Source organism: Escherichia sp. HH41S (assembly GCF_009820115.1).
Taxonomy (GTDB): Bacteria; Pseudomonadota; Gammaproteobacteria; order Enterobacterales; family Enterobacteriaceae; genus Escherichia; species Escherichia coli_F.
In genome coordinates, this window is sequence record NZ_VNXE01000095.1 from 109,947 (window position 1) to 128,347 (window position 18,401).

Annotated in this window: 16 protein-coding genes; 12 read left to right on the top strand and 4 right to left on the bottom strand. The window is 51.4% G+C overall.

The window, feature by feature from the left end; all coding sequences use genetic code 11:
* Nucleotides 1–40: 40 nt before the first annotated feature.
* From nuoG to nuoN, 8 genes are all read left to right on the top strand, one after another.
* Nucleotides 41–2,767, top strand: coding sequence for an NADH-quinone oxidoreductase subunit NuoG (gene nuoG, locus FQZ95_RS18405; protein ID WP_032303442.1), 2,727 nt, complete (start codon nucleotides 41–43; stop codon nucleotides 2,765–2,767).
* Complete coding sequence (nuoH, locus tag FQZ95_RS18410) at nucleotides 2,764–3,741, top strand: NADH-quinone oxidoreductase subunit NuoH (protein WP_000118503.1); 978 nt, start codon at nucleotides 2,764–2,766, stop codon at nucleotides 3,739–3,741. Before nuoG ends, nuoH begins: the two co-directional genes overlap by 4 nt.
* A 14-nt stretch (nucleotides 3,742–3,755) precedes the next feature.
* Nucleotides 3,756–4,298 carry an NADH-quinone oxidoreductase subunit NuoI gene (gene nuoI / locus FQZ95_RS18415; RefSeq protein WP_000172749.1) on the top strand — a complete coding sequence of 181 codons (543 nt, stop codon included), beginning with the start codon at nucleotides 3,756–3,758 and terminating at the stop codon, nucleotides 4,296–4,298.
* Between the two features lie 11 nt (nucleotides 4,299–4,309).
* Nucleotides 4,310–4,864, top strand: a complete 555-nt coding sequence (nuoJ, locus tag FQZ95_RS18420; protein ID WP_000393511.1) for an NADH-quinone oxidoreductase subunit J — start codon at nucleotides 4,310–4,312, stop codon at nucleotides 4,862–4,864.
* A complete protein-coding gene (nuoK, locus tag FQZ95_RS18425; RefSeq protein ID WP_000612644.1) occupies nucleotides 4,861–5,163 on the top strand; it encodes an NADH-quinone oxidoreductase subunit NuoK in 303 nt (100 codons plus the stop codon). Before nuoJ ends, nuoK begins: the two co-directional genes overlap by 4 nt.
* Entirely contained in the window at nucleotides 5,160–7,001 is a 1,842-nt protein-coding gene (gene nuoL / locus FQZ95_RS18430; RefSeq protein WP_160530493.1) for an NADH-quinone oxidoreductase subunit L, read from the top strand. The genes nuoK and nuoL overlap by 4 nt, the downstream gene beginning before the upstream one ends.
* A 165-nt stretch (nucleotides 7,002–7,166) precedes the next feature.
* A complete protein-coding gene (gene nuoM / locus FQZ95_RS18435) occupies nucleotides 7,167–8,696 on the top strand; it encodes an NADH-quinone oxidoreductase subunit M (RefSeq protein ID WP_000926436.1) in 1,530 nt (509 codons plus the stop codon).
* A gap of 6 nt (nucleotides 8,697–8,702) precedes the next feature.
* On the top strand, nucleotides 8,703–10,160 hold the full coding sequence (nuoN, locus tag FQZ95_RS18440; protein ID WP_000156701.1) for an NADH-quinone oxidoreductase subunit NuoN: 1,458 nt from the start codon (nucleotides 8,703–8,705) through the stop codon (nucleotides 10,158–10,160).
* Nucleotides 10,161–10,226: 66 nt separating this feature from the next.
* Here nuoN and FQZ95_RS18445 read toward each other — a convergent pair whose 3' ends face one another.
* Nucleotides 10,227–10,730, bottom strand: coding sequence for a YfbM family protein (locus FQZ95_RS18445; protein WP_160530494.1), 504 nt, complete (start codon nucleotides 10,728–10,730; stop codon nucleotides 10,227–10,229).
* A 102-nt stretch (nucleotides 10,731–10,832) separates the two neighbouring features.
* Nucleotides 10,833–11,804, bottom strand: a complete 972-nt coding sequence (locus FQZ95_RS18450) for a M28 family metallopeptidase (RefSeq protein ID WP_160530495.1) — start codon at nucleotides 11,802–11,804, stop codon at nucleotides 10,833–10,835.
* A gap of 137 nt (nucleotides 11,805–11,941) precedes the next feature.
* Between FQZ95_RS18450 and FQZ95_RS18455 the strand changes: the two genes are divergently transcribed.
* Complete coding sequence (locus FQZ95_RS18455) at nucleotides 11,942–13,669, top strand: vWA domain-containing protein (RefSeq protein WP_160530496.1); 1,728 nt, start codon at nucleotides 11,942–11,944, stop codon at nucleotides 13,667–13,669.
* Between the two features lie 70 nt (nucleotides 13,670–13,739).
* Here FQZ95_RS18455 and FQZ95_RS18460 read toward each other — a convergent pair whose 3' ends face one another.
* Nucleotides 13,740–14,954, bottom strand: a complete 1,215-nt coding sequence (locus FQZ95_RS18460) for an ElaD/SseL family deubiquitinase (protein ID WP_237428031.1) — start codon at nucleotides 14,952–14,954, stop codon at nucleotides 13,740–13,742.
* Between the two features lie 187 nt (nucleotides 14,955–15,141).
* The gene (gene rbn, locus FQZ95_RS18465; protein ID WP_160530497.1) at nucleotides 15,142–16,059 is read right to left on the bottom strand and encodes a ribonuclease BN; all 918 of its coding nucleotides are present in this window, start codon (nucleotides 16,057–16,059) and stop codon (nucleotides 15,142–15,144) included.
* A gap of 64 nt (nucleotides 16,060–16,123) precedes the next feature.
* Here rbn and FQZ95_RS18470 point away from each other — a divergent pair, with 64 nt between their 5' ends.
* The 3 genes from FQZ95_RS18470 to menF all read left to right on the top strand — a co-directional run bounded on the left by FQZ95_RS18470 (nucleotide 16,124) and on the right by menF (nucleotide 18,322).
* Complete coding sequence (locus FQZ95_RS18470) at nucleotides 16,124–16,585, top strand: GNAT family N-acetyltransferase (protein ID WP_000574094.1); 462 nt, start codon at nucleotides 16,124–16,126, stop codon at nucleotides 16,583–16,585.
* 54 nt (nucleotides 16,586–16,639) lie between these two features.
* Entirely contained in the window at nucleotides 16,640–16,945 is a 306-nt protein-coding gene (elaB, locus tag FQZ95_RS18475) for a stress response protein ElaB (protein ID WP_000070621.1), read from the top strand.
* A 78-nt stretch (nucleotides 16,946–17,023) separates the two neighbouring features.
* Complete coding sequence (gene menF / locus FQZ95_RS18480) at nucleotides 17,024–18,322, top strand: isochorismate synthase MenF (protein ID WP_160530498.1); 1,299 nt, start codon at nucleotides 17,024–17,026, stop codon at nucleotides 18,320–18,322.
* Nucleotides 18,323–18,401 lie beyond the last annotated feature (79 nt).

Here is an 18,401-nt window from a genome sequence, read left to right on the forward strand (position 1 = left end):
TAACGCTCAGTCTCTGACTGAGAAAACTGGAAGCATGCTAATGGCTACAATTCATGTAGACGGCAAAGAATACGAGGTTAACGGAGCGGACAACCTGCTGGAAGCTTGTCTGTCTCTGGGCCTTGATATTCCTTACTTTTGCTGGCATCCGGCGCTGGGAAGCGTCGGTGCTTGCCGCCAGTGTGCGGTGAAGCAATACCAAAACGCGGAAGACACGCGTGGTCGCCTGGTGATGTCCTGTATGACACCGGCTTCCGATGGCACCTTTATTTCCATTGACGACGAAGAAGCGAAACAGTTCCGTGAAAGCGTGGTCGAGTGGTTGATGACCAACCACCCGCACGATTGTCCGGTATGTGAAGAGGGCGGTAACTGCCATCTTCAGGATATGACCGTGATGACCGGACACAGCTTCCGTCGCTACCGTTTCACCAAACGTACCCACCGCAATCAGGATCTGGGGCCGTTCATCTCTCACGAAATGAACCGTTGCATCGCCTGCTACCGCTGCGTGCGTTACTACAAAGATTACGCTGACGGTACAGATCTGGGCGTTTACGGTGCACATGACAACGTCTACTTCGGTCGCCCGGAAGACGGCACCCTTGAAAGCGAATTCTCCGGTAACCTGGTCGAAATTTGCCCGACCGGCGTATTCACCGACAAAACGCACTCCGAGCGTTATAACCGTAAATGGGATATGCAGTTTGCGCCGAGCATCTGCCAGCAATGTTCCATCGGCTGTAACATCAGCCCCGGCGAGCGTTATGGCGAACTGCGTCGTATCGAAAACCGTTACAACGGTACGGTAAACCACTACTTCCTCTGCGACCGAGGTCGTTTCGGTTACGGCTACGTCAACCTGAAAGATCGTCCGCGTCAGCCAGTACAGCGTCGTGGCGATGATTTCATTACCCTCAACGCCGAACAGGCAATGCAGGGCGCGGCAGATATTCTGCGTCAGTCGAAGAAAGTCATCGGCATCGGTTCTCCGCGTGCCAGCGTGGAAAGCAACTTTGCGCTGCGTGAGCTGGTGGGCGAAGAAAACTTCTATACCGGTATCGCTCACGGTGAGCAGGAACGTCTGCAACTGGCGCTAAAAGTTCTGCGCGAAGGCGGCATTTATACTCCGGCCTTACGCGAAATTGAATCTTACGATGCGGTACTGGTGCTGGGCGAAGACGTTACCCAGACCGGCGCGCGCGTTGCGCTGGCAGTGCGTCAGGCGGTGAAAGGTAAAGCACGCGAAATGGCGGCAGCACAGAAAGTGGCTGACTGGCAGATTGCGGCAATCCTCAACATCGGTCAACGTGCGAAGCATCCGCTGTTTGTGACTAACGTTGATGACACCCGTCTGGATGATATCGCGGCGTGGACTTACCGCGCACCGGTTGAAGATCAGGCGCGTTTAGGTTTTGCCATCGCCCATGCGCTGGATAACTCTGCACCAGCGGTTGACGGTATCGAACCTGAGCTGCAAAGCAAAATCGACGTCATCGTGCAGGCACTGGCTGGTGCGAAGAAACCGTTAATTATCTCCGGGACGAACGCTGGTAGCGCTGAAGTGATTCAGGCTGCGGCTAACGTCGCGAAAGCCCTGAAAGGTCGCGGCGCTGACGTCGGTATCACCATGATTGCCCGCTCTGTCAACAGCATGGGGTTGGGCATTATGGGCGGCGGTTCGCTTGAAGAAGCGTTGACCGAACTGGAAACAGGACGCGCCGACGCGGTGGTGGTGCTGGAGAACGATCTGCATCGTCACGCTTCCGCTACCCGCGTGAATGCTGCGCTGGCGAAAGCGCCGCTGGTGATGGTGGTTGACCATCAACGTACGGCGATCATGGAAAACGCCCATCTGGTGCTTTCCGCCGCCAGCTTTGCTGAAAGCGACGGTACGGTGATCAACAACGAAGGCCGCGCCCAACGTTTCTTCCAGGTTTACGATCCGGCTTATTACGACAGCAAAACTGTGATGCTGGAAAGCTGGCGCTGGCTGCACTCGCTGCACAGCACCCTGCTGAGCCGTGAAGTGGACTGGACGCAGCTCGACCATGTGATTGACGCTGTTGTGGCGAAAATCCCGGAACTGGCAGGTATCAAAGATGCTGCGCCGGATGCGACATTCCGTATTCGTGGGCAGAAACTGGCCCGTGAGCCGCACCGTTACAGCGGTCGTACCGCCATGCGCGCCAACATCAGCGTTCATGAGCCGCGTCAGCCGCAGGATATTGACACCATGTTCACCTTCTCGATGGAAGGTAACAACCAGCCGACCGCGCACCGTTCGCAAGTGCCGTTTGCCTGGGCGCCGGGCTGGAACTCCCCGCAGGCGTGGAACAAATTCCAGGACGAAGTGGGCGGCAAACTGCGCTTTGGCGATCCGGGCGTGCGTCTGTTTGAAACCAGCGAAAACGGTCTGGATTACTTCACCAGCGTACCGGCACGCTTCCAACCGCAGGACGGGAAATGGCGTATCGCGCCGTACTACCACCTGTTTGGCAGCGATGAATTGTCACAGCGTGCTCCGGTCTTCCAGAGCCGTATGCCGCAGCCGTACATCAAACTCAACCCCGCGGATGCCGCGAAGTTGGGGGTGAACGGGGGTACACGCGTCTCCTTTAGTTACGATGGCAACACGGTCACGCTGCCGGTTGAAATCGCCGAAGGACTGACGGCAGGGCAGGTGGGCTTGCCGATGGGCATGTCCGGCATTGCTCCGGTGCTGGCTGGCGCGCATCTTGAGGATCTCAAGGAGGCACAACAATGAGTTGGATATCACCGGAACTGATTGAGATCCTGCTGACCATCCTCAAAGCGGTGGTGATCCTGCTGGTGGTTGTCACCTGCGGGGCATTCATGAGCTTTGGCGAACGTCGCCTGCTGGGTCTGTTCCAGAACCGTTACGGACCTAACCGTGTTGGCTGGGGCGGTTCGCTCCAGCTGGTCGCGGACATGATCAAAATGTTCTTTAAAGAAGACTGGATCCCGAAATTCTCGGATCGCGTCATCTTTACCCTGGCACCGATGATTGCCTTTACCTCGCTGCTGCTGGCCTTTGCGATTGTGCCAGTCAGCCCTGGTTGGGTAGTTGCCGACCTGAATATCGGGATTTTGTTCTTCCTGATGATGGCCGGTCTGGCGGTTTACGCGGTGCTGTTTGCGGGCTGGTCAAGTAACAACAAATACTCGCTGCTTGGTGCGATGCGTGCTTCTGCGCAGACCCTGAGCTACGAAGTGTTCCTCGGGCTTTCCCTGATGGGCGTGGTGGCGCAGGCCGGTTCATTCAACATGACCGACATCGTTAACAGCCAGGCGCACGTGTGGAACGTCATCCCGCAATTCTTTGGTTTTATTACCTTTGCCATCGCGGGCGTGGCGGTGTGTCACCGTCACCCGTTTGACCAGCCGGAAGCCGAGCAGGAACTGGCGGATGGTTACCACATTGAGTATTCCGGCATGAAGTTCGGTCTGTTCTTCGTGGGCGAATACATCGGGATTGTGACCATCTCCGCATTGATGGTGACGCTGTTCTTCGGTGGCTGGCAAGGCCCGTTCTTACCGCCATTCATCTGGTTCGCGCTGAAAACCGCGTTCTTTATGATGATGTTCATTTTGATTCGTGCGTCGTTACCGCGTCCGCGTTATGACCAGGTAATGTCCTTCGGCTGGAAAATCTGCCTGCCGCTGACGCTGATCAACTTGCTGGTAACGGCGGCTGTCATTCTCTGGCAGGCGCAATAAGGGGCACTAAGACCATGACCTTAAAAGAATTGTTAGTAGGTTTCGGCACCCAGGTTCGTAGTATCTGGATGATCGGCCTGCACGCGTTCGCCAAACGCGAAACGCGAATGTACCCGGAAGAGCCGGTCTATCTGCCGCCCCGTTATCGTGGTCGCATCGTTCTGACCCGCGACCCGGACGGCGAAGAGCGTTGCGTAGCCTGTAACCTCTGCGCGGTAGCCTGCCCGGTCGGCTGTATCTCGCTGCAAAAAGCAGAAACCAAAGACGGTCGCTGGTATCCGGAATTTTTCCGCATCAACTTCTCACGCTGCATTTTCTGTGGTCTGTGCGAAGAAGCCTGTCCGACTACGGCGATTCAGTTAACCCCGGATTTCGAAATGGGGGAATACAAGCGCCAGGATCTGGTTTATGAGAAAGAGGATCTGCTGATCTCCGGTCCGGGCAAATACCCGGAATATAACTTCTACCGGATGGCAGGTATGGCAATCGACGGCAAAGATAAGGGCGAAGCAGAGAACGAAGCCAAGCCTATCGACGTCAAGAGCCTGTTACCGTAAGGAGAGGGGCAATGGAGTTCGCTTTTTATATCTGTGGCCTGATAGCCATACTTGCGACCTTGCGAGTGATCACCCATACCAATCCGGTACACGCATTGCTGTACCTGATTATTTCGCTGCTGGCGATTTCCGGGGTGTTCTTCTCACTGGGCGCTTACTTCGCCGGTGCGCTGGAAATTATCGTCTACGCGGGTGCCATTATGGTGCTGTTCGTGTTCGTGGTGATGATGCTCAACCTGGGCGGTTCGGAAATCGAACAGGAACGCCAGTGGCTGAAACCGCAGGTGTGGATTGGTCCGGCAATTTTGTCAGCCATCATGCTGGTGGTGATTGTTTACGCCATTCTCGGTGTTAACGATCAGGGTATCGACGGTACGCCAATCAGTGCTAAAGCAGTGGGTATTACGCTGTTCGGGCCTTACGTACTGGCGGTGGAACTGGCTTCTATGCTGCTGCTGGCTGGTCTGGTTGTGGCCTTCCACGTCGGTCGTGAAGAGCGTGCGGGTGAAGTGCTGAGCAATCGTAAAGACGACAGCGCGAAAAGAAAAACGGAGGAGCACGCATGATCCCCTTACAACATGGACTGATCCTCGCGGCAATCTTATTCGTTCTTGGCTTAACCGGTCTGGTTATCCGTCGCAATCTGCTCTTTATGCTGATTGGTCTGGAAATCATGATTAACGCCTCTGCGCTGGCCTTTGTGGTCGCCGGAAGCTACTGGGGTCAGACCGACGGTCAGGTGATGTACATTCTCGCCATCAGCCTCGCGGCGGCGGAAGCGAGTATCGGCCTTGCGCTGCTGCTGCAACTTCACCGTCGTCGCCAGAACCTGAACATCGATTCAGTAAGTGAGATGCGCGGATGAACATGCTTGCCTTAACCATTATTTTGCCATTGATTGGCTTCGTCCTGCTGGCGTTCTCCCGTGGGCGCTGGTCTGAAAATGTCTCGGCGATCGTGGGCGTAGGCTCTGTGGGCCTGGCGGCGCTGGTAACCGCCTTTATCGGCGTTGACTTTTTCGCTAACGGCGAGCAGGCATACAGCCAGCCGCTGTGGACATGGATGTCGGTAGGCGACTTTAACATCGGTTTCAATCTGGTGCTGGACGGCCTGTCGCTGACCATGCTCTCGGTGGTCACCGGTGTCGGTTTCCTTATTCACATGTACGCCTCCTGGTATATGCGTGGTGAAGAGGGCTACTCTCGCTTCTTCGCCTACACCAACCTGTTCATCGCCAGCATGGTGGTTCTGGTTCTTGCCGACAACCTGCTGCTGATGTACCTCGGCTGGGAAGGCGTGGGCCTGTGCTCCTATCTGTTGATCGGTTTCTATTACACCGATCCGAAGAATGGCGCAGCGGCAATGAAAGCGTTTGTCGTGACCCGTGTGGGTGACGTGTTCCTCGCTTTCGCGCTGTTCATTCTCTACAACGAACTGGGCACCCTGAACTTCCGTGAAATGGTAGAACTGGCACCCGCGCACTTTGCTGACGGCAATAACATGCTGATGTGGGCGACGCTGATGCTGCTGGGCGGTGCGGTTGGTAAATCTGCGCAGCTGCCGTTGCAGACATGGCTTGCCGACGCGATGGCGGGCCCGACGCCTGTCTCCGCGCTGATCCACGCTGCAACAATGGTAACCGCGGGTGTCTACCTGATCGCCCGTACCCACGGCCTGTTCCTGATGACACCAGAAGTTCTGCATCTGGTGGGTATTGTCGGGGCAGTTACGCTGCTGCTGGCCGGTTTTGCCGCGCTGGTACAGACCGACATCAAACGTGTTCTCGCTTACTCCACCATGAGCCAGATTGGCTACATGTTCCTTGCGCTTGGCGTACAGGCATGGGATGCGGCGATTTTCCACTTGATGACCCACGCGTTCTTTAAAGCGCTGCTGTTCCTGGCATCCGGTTCCGTCATTCTGGCCTGCCATCACGAACAGAACATCTTCAAGATGGGCGGTCTGCGTAAATCTATTCCGCTGGTTTATCTCTGCTTCCTGGTGGGTGGTGCAGCACTGTCGGCACTGCCGCTGGTTACTGCGGGCTTCTTCAGTAAGGATGAGATCCTCGCGGGTGCGATGGCGAATGGTCATATCAATCTGATGGTGGCAGGTCTGGTCGGTGCGTTTATGACCTCGCTCTACACCTTCCGTATGATTTTCATCGTCTTCCACGGGAAAGAACAAATTCACGCTCACGCCGTGAAAGGGATTACTCACAGCCTGCCGCTGATTGTGCTGCTGATCCTTTCCACCTTCGTTGGCGCACTGATTGTACCGCCGCTGCAGGGCGTGCTTCCGCAAACTACGGAACTGGCGCACGGCAGCATGTTGACCCTGGAAATTACCTCTGGCGTGATCGCGGTGGTTGGTATTCTGCTGGCAGCCTGGCTGTGGCTGGGTAAACGTACTCTGGTGACCTCCATCGCCAACAGTGCGCCGGGCCGTCTGCTGGGTACCTGGTGGTACAACGCCTGGGGCTTTGACTGGCTGTACGACAAAGTGTTCGTCAAGCCGTTCCTGGGTATTGCCTGGTTGCTGAAACGCGATCCGCTGAACTCAATGATGAACATCCCGGCTGTCCTTTCCCGCTTTGCAGGTAAAGGTCTGCTGTTAAGCGAGAACGGTTATCTGCGCTGGTATGTGGCATCCATGAGCATCGGTGCGGTCGTGGTGCTGGCACTGTTGATGGTACTGCGTTGAGTTAAGGATTGTGGGCTTGCCCCTGGGCATATAAGAACGTAGGTCGGATAAGCCGCCTTCGCGGCGCATCCGACACTACAACCACAATCCGAAGAGAATTTTCTGTCGTGAGAATTCGTTGAAAATCCGGTCCTGACGGGACTTTTACAAGGAATAAAGATCGCCATGTTACTACCCTGGCTAATATTAATTCCCTTTATCGGCGGCTTCCTGTGCTGGCAGACCGAACGCTTTGGCGTCAAGGTGCCGCGCTGGATCGCGCTGATCACCATGGGATTGACGCTGGCGCTGTCGCTGCAACTGTGGTTGCAGGGCGGTTATTCACTGACGCAATCCGCCGGAATTCCGCAGTGGCAGTCTGAATTCGACATGCCGTGGATCCCGCGTTTTGGTATCTCTATCCATCTCGCCATTGACGGGCTATCGCTGCTGATGGTCGTGCTGACCGGTCTGCTCGGTGTGCTGGCGGTACTCTGTTCGTGGAAAGAGATCGAAAAATATCAGGGCTTCTTCCACCTCAACCTGATGTGGATCCTGGGCGGCGTTATCGGCGTGTTCCTTGCCATCGACATGTTCCTGTTCTTCTTCTTCTGGGAAATGATGCTGGTGCCGATGTACTTCCTGATCGCACTGTGGGGGCATAAAGCTTCTGACGGTAAAACGCGTATCACGGCGGCAACCAAGTTCTTCATTTACACCCAGGCGAGTGGTCTGGTGATGCTGATCGCCATCCTGGCGCTGGTTTTTGTTCACTACAATGCGACTGGCGTCTGGACCTTCAACTATGAAGAGCTGCTGAATACGCCAATGTCTAACGGCGTGGAATATTTGCTGATGCTGGGCTTCTTCATCGCATTTGCGGTGAAAATGCCGGTGGTTCCGCTGCATGGCTGGCTGCCGGATGCGCACTCCCAGGCTCCGACCGCCGGTTCCGTTGACCTCGCGGGGATCTTGCTGAAAACTGCCGCTTACGGTTTGCTGCGTTTCTCCCTGCCGCTGTTCCCGAACGCGTCGGCAGAGTTTGCACCAATCGCTATGTGGCTGGGTGTTATTGGCATCTTCTACGGTGCGTGGATGGCCTTCGCCCAGACCGATATCAAACGTCTGATCGCCTACACCTCGGTTTCCCACATGGGCTTTGTGCTGATTGCTATCTACACCGGCAGCCAGTTGGCCTACCAGGGCGCGGTCATTCAGATGATTGCTCACGGCTTGTCGGCGGCGGGTCTGTTTATTCTCTGCGGTCAGCTTTATGAACGTATCCATACCCGCGATATGCGCATGATGGGCGGTCTGTGGAGCAAAATGAAATGGCTGCCAGCACTGTCGCTGTTCTTTGCAGTGGCAACGCTTGGGATGCCAGGCACCGGTAACTTCGTCGGCGAATTTATGATCCTGTTCGGCAGCTTCCAGGTTGTCCCGATGATTACCGTTATCTCTACCTTCGGGCTGGTCTTTGCTTCTGTTTATTCGCTGGCGATGCTTCATCGCGCTTACTTCGGTAAAGCGAAAAGCGAGATTGCCAGCAAAGAACTACCAGGGATGTCGCTGCGTGAGCTGTTTATGATCCTGTTGCTGGTGGTGCTGCTGGTACTGCTGGGCTTCTATCCGCAGCCGATTCTGGATACCTCGCATTCCGCGATTGGCAATATCCAGCAGTGGTTTGTTAATTCCGTTACTACTACAAGGCCGTAAATCGCCATGACAATAACTCCACAAAACCTGATCGCACTGCTACCGTTGCTGATCGTCGGCTTGACGGTGGTGGTTGTGATGCTCTCCATTGCGTGGCGACGCAATCATTTCCTCAACGCTACGCTCTCGGTTATTGGGCTTAACGCGGCGCTGGTTTCGCTCTGGTTTGTCGGCCAGGCGGGCGCTATGGACGTTACGCCGCTGATGCGTGTTGATGGTTTCGCCATGCTTTACACCGGGCTGGTCCTGCTGGCGAGCCTCGCCACCTGTACTTTCGCCTACCCGTGGCTTGAAGGCTATAACGACAACAAGGACGAGTTCTACCTGTTGGTGTTAATTGCCGCGCTGGGCGGGATCCTGCTGGCGAATGCCAACCATCTGGCGTCTCTGTTCCTCGGTATTGAACTGATCTCTTTGCCGCTGTTTGGCCTGGTCGGTTACGCTTTCCGCCAGAAACGTTCGCTGGAAGCCAGTATCAAATACACCATCCTTTCTGCTGCAGCGTCTTCTTTCCTGCTGTTTGGTATGGCACTGGTGTACGCGCAGTCTGGCGACCTGTCGTTCGTTGCACTGGGTAAAAACCTTGGCGACGGCATGCTCAACGAGCCGCTGTTGCTGGCAGGTTTTGGCCTGATGATTGTCGGCCTCGGCTTCAAGCTCTCTCTGGTGCCGTTCCACCTGTGGACACCAGACGTATACCAGGGCGCGCCTGCGCCGGTTTCTACCTTCCTGGCGACGGCGAGCAAAATCGCTATCTTCGGCGTGGTGATGCGTCTGTTCCTTTACGCTCCGGTGGGTGACAGTGAAGCGATTCGCGTGGTGCTGGCGATTATCGCCTTTGCCTCTATCATCTTCGGTAACCTGATGGCACTGAGCCAGACCAATATCAAACGTCTGCTCGGTTACTCGTCTATCTCTCACCTCGGCTATCTGCTGGTGGCGCTGATTGCGCTGCAAACTGGCGAGATGTCGATGGAAGCGGTAGGGGTTTACCTGGCCGGTTATCTGTTCAGCAGCCTCGGCGCATTTGGCGTAGTCAGCCTGATGTCCAGCCCGTACCGTGGCCCGGATGCTGATTCCCTGTTCTCTTACCGCGGTCTGTTCTGGCATCGTCCGATCCTCGCGGCGGTGATGACGGTGATGATGCTGTCTCTGGCCGGTATCCCGATGACGCTGGGCTTTATCGGTAAGTTCTACGTGCTGGCGGTCGGTGTCCAGGCACACTTGTGGTGGCTGGTGGGTGCCGTGGTTGTCGGTTCGGCAATCGGCCTCTATTACTACCTGCGCGTAGCGGTGAGCTTATACCTGCACGCCCCGGAACAACCGGGTCGCGATGCACCATCAAACTGGCAGTACAGCGCAGGTGGTATCGTGGTGCTGATCTCTGCACTGTTGGTACTGGTGCTGGGTGTATGGCCGCAACCGCTGATTAGCATTGTGCGTTTGGCAATGCCGCTGATGTAAGCTGTCAGTTCGTAAGTCAGAAAGCCGCCGACAAGTTCGGCGGTTTTTTTTGGTGCCCTGACCCCATCACCCAACAATAACCGTCAGCGCATGATTCCCTTGTCGCAGCATACGTCGATATGCACTAATCAGCTTTTCCATATCAAGCATGATCGAAGCAAAGAGTTGCCCCTCTAACTCTTCTGAAAAAGTCACACCAGGGTAAATCTCCATTTCATTGAGTCGTTTAATGGAAAACTGTTTACGCAGCTCACTTCGATCCAGTGATTCCAGGCGATCGATTGTCGCGGCTAACTCCAGATTCCAGGTCAATCCCAGGAAGCCATCTATGCCATCTTCGAGGCTGTGTTCACCAAGCACGGCACGACTCAGCGGATCATTCTTCGCGGGATCAAAAGCAGAGGTGCCTGTCAGCCCAAAGTGTAAAAAATCCCAGCGTTTATCAATATCCAGTCGGCGTAATCCTGAAAGCGTGTCATGTATATTATCCATCAAAGGTTTTTGAGTAGACTCAAGAAGTTGGTTAATCTTTTCTGAGTCAATTTCTGCAAAATAGCCAATCATTCCCATTTTATTTTCCTCCGTTGAATTTCATGTTTCGCATCTTAAAACAGACGAGGGAAAATAAAATGTACATGTCGCTTTTTCTGGACCCGCCTCGAGAAATTTTTATTATTTACTGTTGTATAACAAAGTTATAACCCCATCCACTACCTGAGCCATTTTCTGATAATTCAATCTGTCTGCGGTATCACCGGGCAAGTGGTATTGTTTATTACGATAAAAAGCGGTGTCGGTAATCATTACGGCGGGAATATCGTGTTGCCAATAATTAAGGTGATCAGAGAAATCAATACCGGGAATAAACCCTGGGGCATTCATAGAATAAACAGATAAATCCTGAGATGACAACAATGCCGCTTTTAGCTGACGAACGGCGTTGATATCCTGCATTCTGCCGACCACGGCAATAAAGTCTCCCCGATCGGGATAAAGCCAGGACATTGCCGGGTAAGGGTAATCCTGACTACCAGGCGCAGAGTCGTAATAGCCAATCATCTCCAGCGCTATCATTAATCTAACTGGACGCTCAAGCGAAGCTGCATGTACCGCGCTCCCCATTTCATCGCTACGAAAGAAGGGCGGTTGTTCCGACGCATAGGCGACCAGCTGCACGCCAGTTTTCGGTGCTTGCTGCTGTAACAAACGTGCCAGTTCGAGTAATCCTGCCACGCCGCTGGCGTTATCATCCGCGCCCGGCGTATAGGTCAATTGATCGTTTTCATAACTGCTGACAGAATCATAGTGCGCACCAATAATAATCAGCGGTCCATCGGCAGGACCATAATCAGCAACAATGTTTTTGTAGGGACCTCCCGTAATGGGGACGTCCTGCGCGGTAACGCTGGCACCGCTACTGATAAAGACCTCTTTTATATATTCTGCGGACCTTTTCAGATTATCAATATTGTCGGCACTACGGGGATGCACAGTTTGTGTAAGATAACGAACTGTTTTTTCTAATTGCTCAGGACTTGTGTGTCGGGGCGTTGGCGGTAATGCATTGACCCAGGGTTGGTAAAAAATAATCAGAGGGAGTGAAAACAGAATTAATATAATAAAAGCAAAGTTTATTTTTTTCATATGCAAATTATTAATGGGTTGCGTTATTGAATCATTATTTGTTATAGGTTTCGATATTGTATTTTATTAAGATTAGCAGGATTATACAAAGAGTATATTTTATGTCTGGTGCCTGAGTTTATTTAAAAGGATTTTATATGCGAAATAAAAATATAATCATGTTGCTTATGAGTAGTTTGATTTTGTCAGGATGTGGGCCGGAACCTGAGAATAAGGAAAGTCAGCAACAACAACCCAGTACTCCAACAGAGCAGCAAGTGCTTGCCGCGCAGCAAGCTGCAATAAAAGAGGCTGAGCAAAGCGCCGCCGCCGCGAAAGTCTTGGCCCAGCAAGAAGTGCAACAATATTCAGACAAACAGGCTTTACAGGGGCGATTGCAGGAAGCGCCAACATTTGCAAGAGCGGCTAAAGCAAAAGCTACACATGTCGCAAATCCAGGAACCGCTCGCTATCAGCAGTTCGATGATAATCCGGTTAAGCAGGTAGCGCAAAATCCGTTGGCGACGTTTAGTCTTGACGTTGACACTGGCAGTTATGCGAATGTACGGCGTTTCCTCAATCAAGGGCTGTTACCTCCGCCAGACGCTGTGCGGGTGGAGGAGATAGTCAATTATTTCCCGTCTGATTGGGATATCAAAGACAAACAATCTATTCCGGCCTCTAAGCCAATACCTTTCGCTATGCGCTACGAATTGGCACCTGCACCATGGAATGAACAGCGAACATTGCTGAAAGTTGATATCCTGGCGAAAGATCGCAAAAGTGAAGAGTTACCAGCTTCTAATCTGGTCTTTCTTATCGACACTTCTGGTTCAATGATTTCTGATGAACGTTTGCCACTTATCCAGTCTTCGTTGAAATTATTGGTCAAAGAACTTCGTGAGCAGGATAACATTGCTATCGTGACCTACGCTGGCGACTCCCGTATTGCATTGCCTTCTATCTCCGGGAGTCATAAGGCGGAAATTAATGCCGCAATTGATTCGCTGGATGCCGAAGGCAGTACCAATGGCGGTGCCGGGCTGGAACTGGCTTATCAGCAGGCGGCGAAGGGGTTTATTAAGGGCGGTATCAATCGCATTTTATTGGCCACTGACGGTGACTTTAACGTTGGTATTGACGATCCAAAATCGATTGAATCAATGGTCAAAAAACAGCGGGAGTCCGGTGTTACTCTGTCGACGTTTGGCGTGGGGGATGACAATTACAACGAGGCAATGATGGTGCGAATTGCCGATGTTGGCAACGGTAACTACAGCTACATTGATACCCTCTCTGAAGCGCAGAAAGTATTGAACAGTGAAATGCGGCAGACGTTGATTACCGTAGCAAAAGATGTCAAAGCGCAAATTGAGTTTAACCCCGCGTGGGTAACGGAATACCGTCAGATTGGTTATGAAAAGCGCCAACTTCGGGCGGAAGATTTTAATAACGACAACGTTGATGCGGGGGATATTGGCGCAGGCAAACATATAACGTTGTTATTTGAATTAACGCTGAACGGGCAAAAAGCATCAATTGATAAGTTACGCTATGCCCCGGATAACAAATCAGCGAAATCGGACAAAACGAAAGAACTGGCCTGGTTAAAAATTCGCTGGAAATACCCGCAGGGAAAAGAAAGTCAGTTAGTTGAATTCCCGCTGGGGCCAATAATAAACGCGCCCTCTGAAGATATGCGTTTTCGCGCAGCAGTAGCTGCATATGGGCAAAAGTTACGCGGTTCTGAATACCTGGACGAAATCTCATGGCAGCAGATAAAACAGTGGGCTCAGCAGGCAAAAGGGGAAGATCCACAGGGTTACAGGGCGGAATTTATTCGCCTGGTTGAACTGGCGGATGGTGTGACTGACATCGGTCCGTGATGACTTTTTAGCAAACTATGTTCGATCAGTCAGCATATTTGCTGACTGGTCGAATTGACTAACAATGATGTTAACTTACTCTTTTGCCTGATGCTCTATTTTGGGGTTGTGAGTGTTTTATTTCTAAGTCTCTATAATAATCATTGATATTTGCATCGCTATATTTATCCAAATAAAAATTTCTGTTGACCAGTCGATGTTGAAAATCAATTTCGTACTGCTCTTCTGCTGAATATTTTTTAAATCTGTCAGCATAGTTTTTTAATAACGTATAGGGAGCGCTGTCAGAATTGCTTTCCCTTTGTTCAATTACTTCTTTGGCTGCCATGCACACAAATGCACCGCAACTTTGGCTTAAGTATTGCTGAAGATCGGCATGTAAAAATGTTATCTCTTGTTCAGTTAAATGATCTGTTATATTCTTATTATTCGGCATTTCTCCCATGAATTTAGAATTGAAACTATTAATGACACGCTTAAGTGAATTTTCTTTATCATGGCCTAGTGCACGTAATGAGTTGAATATGACGCATTTTATTTGTTGTGTGTTATTTTTTTCATTAACTATTTTTTGTAGCGAAACTAATATCCAGTGTCCGCCAGTATTTATGGGGAATAACTGGACTTCTTTCGGCCATGATGGATCGCTCTTAATATTATCATTGAGAGCGATTTCCAGGTAAGTGATGTTGGAATCGGGGAGGTAGAGACCAGTAGGATAATTGACTTGAGTATTTTTTGCATTAGCGGCGATCTTCTGAAGATAGCAATCTATTTCATCCGTGGTTAATTGACGATTTTTATCCCAGAAGTTTGTACCATCGCTCAGTTCATTATTCTTATCATTTAAAAGTACCTTTGAAAGCGACTGTTTTTCTGATATGAGAGGAATGTCCTCACCGATAATTGTCATTAATTTCGAAGGGGAGAATAGTTTTTTGAACAGGAGATTATCTGAATTATGTGATTTGAGGGGGTGTTTGGTTGCGGTATGTGCCAAATTATATAATTTTAAACAGGCATTTTTTATAAGCTTGATAATCGATAGGGTATCATTTGTTGGGTTTCTAACAATATGGTAAAGAATATCTTCAGCTTTTTTTCCAAATTCATCATAACCTAACGCAATGTTATGCAGTAACTCAATACTTTCTTCATCTCCGGATAACGCTGTTTTTTTTAAAGACTGCAGTAATTCATCGGTCACAGTAAATTTTTCTGCAAATGTCTGACTGAGTTGGGTTTGAGATAATTGACAATAATTGCTGACAACTGTAACCATCATAGGCTCCTTTTAGTTGCAAAGGTTGTGCTAAATGAAGATAAAAAGAGGCAACTTATTGCTCTGAATATAGTGCGTAAGGAGATGAATAAATATCAAAAATCGCTCAATATGCCCGTGTGGGTGGATATATGTAGCGCGGGTTACGATAACAGGGCAAGTTTCGCCCTGTTTTTAATAATAGGCAGAGTTAAACGTTAAACACGGTGAAATCATGCGCCAGTTCAGTCGCCGGGAAAATTGACCTGCATTCACGTAACAGGTGCTGACAACCTTTGTCATCATAGCGCGAGCTGACGTGGGTAATGATTAGCTTACCGACTCCAGCCTCACGGGCCAGTGTCGCAGCCTGGCGTGTAGAGCTATGACCGCGACTATTGGCTTTGGCTTCCATGGTTATATCCAGCGTCGCTTCGTGCACCATGACATCGACACCTTTAGCCAGGTCAAGTGCGGCATCGCAGGGGCCGGTATCGCCGAAAATAGCGAGCGCTTTACCTGGCACTGGAGCAGCTAAGTAATCTGCGCCGTTAATCTGCCTTCCATCTTCCAGCGTGATTGTTTTGCCCGCTTTTAATGCCTGAAACAGTGGGCCAGGCGGCACGCCAGCAGCTTTTAATGCCTGGGCATTTAATGCACCCGGTTTATCATGTTCTTCAATACGATAGCCATAACATTCCAGTGGGTGTACCAGCGGATAAGCGGTTACTTTGCGCAGGCCATCATCGAAAATTTCGCCAGCGCCAATTTCGACAATTTCCAGCGGATAATCGGTCCATGAGCCGCTAATCCGCAGCGCAGTCTCCACAAATTCACGGAGACCTTGCGGACCATAAATCGTTAAGGGTTGGACAATACCAGACATAGAACGACTGCACAGCAAGCCGGGTAAACCAAAGAGATGATCGCCATGAAGATGGCTGATAAAAATCTTGTCCAGTTTTCCAGGGTTAAAGGCGGTATGCAGTAGCTGATGCTGGGTGCCTTCACCGCAGTCAAACAACCAAAGCCCGCTCTGGGTCGGATGTTGCAGGTTAAGCAATATTGCCGTGACATTGCGCGTACGGGTTGGCACACCGGCTGAAGTACCTAAAAAAATTAATTCCATGAGTTCATCACGTTTCAAAAAATATTCCGGCTAGTATAAGGCATACATCTAAAAGGAGAGCATTATGATTGAATGGCAAGATCTGCATCACTCTGAATTATCGGTTTCCCAGCTTTATGCCTTATTACAACTGCGTTGCGCGGTTTTTGTTGTTGAGCAGAATTGCCCTTATCAGGATATCGATGGTGATGATTTGACGGGGGATAATCGCCATATTCTCGGTTGGAAAAATGATGAACTGGTGGCGTATGCGAGGATTCTGAAAAGTGATGATGATCTTGAGCCGGTCGTTATAGGTCGGGTGATTGTCAGTGAAGCGTTGCGTGGCGAAAAAGTGGGGCAGCAGCTGATGAGTAAAACACTCGAAACATGTACGCGTCACTGGCCTGATAAACCTGTTTACCTCGGGGCGCAGGCGCATCTGCAAAACTTCTACCAAAGTTTTGGCTTTATCCCTGTGACGGAGGTCTATGAAGAAGATGGTATCCCACACATTGGGATGGCACGCGAGGTAATTCAGGCGTAATCAATAACCATTGTCTATAGTTAGTGACAGGTTTTACGCAAATGGAGAACGAGAATGTCTAATCAGTTTGGTGATACACGTATCGATGACGACCTGACGCTGCTTAGTGAAACACTGGAAGAGGTGCTCCGCTCCTCTGGCGATCCCGCCGATCAGAAATATGTTGAGCTGAAAGCGCGTGCAGAAAAAGCGCTGGATGATGTGAAAAAACGGGTTAGCCAGGCTTCAGACAGTTATTACTATCGGGCGAAGCAGGCTGTTTATCGTGCTGATGACTACGTCCACGAAAAACCCTGGCAAGGAATTGGGGTGGGCGCGGCCGTTGGGCTGGTATTAGGACTGTTGCTGGCACGCCGTTAAAACCTCCCTACACCGGGGTACTGCATTTTTTTTGTAGTACCCCGTATAATGTGAGGCTTTTAACAGGGAGAGGTCCGCGTGCAATCACTCACTACGGCGCTGGAAAATCTACTGCGCCTTTTGTCGCAAGAGATTCCAGCGACACCCGGCATTCGGGTTATTGATACTCCTTTCCCTCTCAAAGATGCTTTTGATGCCTTGAGCTGGCTGGCCAGTCAGCAAACGTATCCGCAATTCTACTGGCAACAACGTAATGGTGATGAAGAAGCTGCCGTCCTGGGCGCGATTACCCATTTTACCTCGTTGGACCAGGCGCAACGTTTTCTTCACCAGCACCCGGAACATGCCGACTTACGCATCTGGGGGCTGAATGCGTTTGACCCGTCGCAGGGCAATTTACTTTTACCCCGCCTGGAATGGCGACGCTGTGGCGGTAAAGCCACGCTGCGGCTGACGCTATTCAGCGAAAGCTCCCTTCAGCACGATGCGATAAAGGCAAAAGAATTTATCGCCACACTGGTGAGTATCAAGTCCCTGCCAGGGTTACATTTAACCACCACGCGAGAACAACACTGGCCGGACAAAACGGGCTGGACGCGATTAATCGAACTGGCAACGCAAACTATCGCCGAAGGTGAACTCGACAAAGTCGTTCTTGCACGGGCGACCGACCTGCATTTTGCAAGCCCGGTTAACGCAGCGGCGATGATGGCAGCCAGCCGTCGGCTCAATCTGAACTGCTATCATTTCTTTATGGCCTTTGATGGCGAGACCGCGTTTCTGGGTTCGTCTCCTGAGCGGCTATGGCGGCGGCGTGCCAAAGCGCTGCGTACTGAAGCGCTGGCGGGAACGGTAGCAAATCATCCTGATGATAAGCAGGCGCAGCAGTTGGGCGAGTGGCTGATGGCGGATGATAAAAACCAGCGCGAGAACATGCTGGTGGTGGAAGATATCTGCCAACGATTGCAGGCCGATACCCAGACGCTGGATGTTTTACCACCGCAGGTACTGCGTCTGCGTAAAGTGCAGCATCTGCGCCGCTGTATCTGGACTTCACTCAACAAAGCGGATGATGTGATCTGTTTAAATCAGTTGCAGCCAACGGCCGCGGTTGCGGGCTTACCGCGTGACCTGGCGCGGCAGTTTATCGCCCGTCACGAACCGTTCACCCGTGAATGGTATGCCGGTTCCGCGGGCTATCTTTCGTTACAACAAAGCGAATTCTGCGTTTCCCTGCGCTCAGCAAAAATTAGCGGCAATGTCGTGCGATTATATGCTGGCGCGGGCATTGTCCGTGGTTCTGACCCCGAGCAAGAGTGGCAGGAAATCGACAACAAAGCGGCAGGGCTGCGTACTTTATTACAAATGGAAGAGTAATGAGTCGCATCATTACCGATTCATATCAATAATCTATTTTTGTAGCTCCTTATACTTAGCCGCAATATTGATACCGGAC